Origin of the sequence: Dawidia cretensis (genome assembly GCF_018598175.1) — a bacterium.
Taxonomy (GTDB): domain Bacteria; phylum Bacteroidota; class Bacteroidia; order Cytophagales; family Cyclobacteriaceae; genus Ohtaekwangia; species Ohtaekwangia cretensis.
On the sequence record NZ_JAHESE010000083.1, the window covers coordinates 1 to 1,207 of the forward strand.

2 protein-coding genes are annotated in these 1,207 nt (G+C 51.9%); both read right to left on the reverse strand.

What is annotated here, in order from left to right; translation table 11 throughout:
- On the reverse strand, positions 1 to 610 hold a 610-nt coding region (locus KK062_RS29780), incomplete at its 3' end, for an STN domain-containing protein (RefSeq protein ID WP_254088037.1).
- Positions 611 to 837: 227 nt separating this feature from the next.
- Positions 838 to 1,207 (reverse strand): DUF4974 domain-containing protein (locus tag KK062_RS29785; RefSeq protein ID WP_254088038.1); only part of this gene is annotated, 370 nt, incomplete at its 5' end.

Here is a 1,207-nt window from a genome sequence, read left to right on the forward strand (position 1 = left end):
GTGTGACTATGCTGATCTCTTGTTGCGTAAAACCGATAAAGGAGAATATCAATACGGCCGTCTCGTCGGGCACTGTCAGGGAATATTTCCCTTCGGCATCCGTCGTCGTCCCGGTGGTGGTTCCTTTCAGGAGTACGTTCACGCCGGGCAGGGCTGTACCGGCGTCGTCCATGACCACACCTGTCACGGTCACCGCGCCGACTGGCCTTACCATTTTTTCAGGCAGTGCTTCCACGGGAATCGCATTGATGCGGCTGCGCGTCAGAATGATTTGGTTACCGTCGGCCTCATAGGCAATGTGGCGCGGCGCCAGGATCTTTTCCAGGACATCGGCCAGCCGCTCGTCCGTTACATGCAGCGAGATGGTTTCAGAGGATGCAATCAGGTTGGATTGATAGAGGAATTTTGCCTGGGTGGCCTCCTCCAGTGTTTCGAGGGCTTTGCGAAGCGTGACCTCCTTCAATTCCACGCTGATCTTCTTGTCCAGCACCTGGGCAACCGTTTCGTGCGCCTGCGCTACACTAATAAAAAGAAGAGTGGCAAAGAGATGAACAAGGGAGACCTTCATAATGAACAGTACATGTCCACGAACCTGTAGTTCTTTTTTCATACTTTTGAAATGTTTTGTCTTGATGTGTTGAAGCGGATAGACAAACGCCTCTTTTCGTCCTTGGCGGGACGAGAGGGCATTCCAGACCGGCGGTGTTGGCGCACTGCCGGTCTCTCTGTTTTTAGGGATTATCGTGTATTCTGCTGCATAGTCTTTGTATTTAGGTTTGGGTTATGTTCAGTATTGTTAATATTTCGCTCTCACTCTCCCACTCGCTCTCACACTGTTTACGGGGTGCAGCCTTTGCTTGTAATGACAATATGGGAGTCGATCACTTCGTACGTACCCTGAATACCTTTGCAAATCAGCTTCAGCTTATCGTATAGTGGCACGTCGGTAAGCGTTGCGTGGATGGAACAGTTGGCCAGGGCTTCCTCGTCGTATACAATCTGGATACCATAGGCCTTTTCCAACGTTCCGAACACCTCGCGCACAGGCACATCGTTAAACTCAAAGCTATAGCTGGCAAAAGGCTGCAACACGGCAGGCTGCTCCACCAGAGATTTCGTCAACTTCTTCCCGGCGCGCTCATATACCACTTGTTGGTTAGGCATCAGCACGACCGCCTCTTGCTCGGCCGCCGCGGTGACTTTCGAC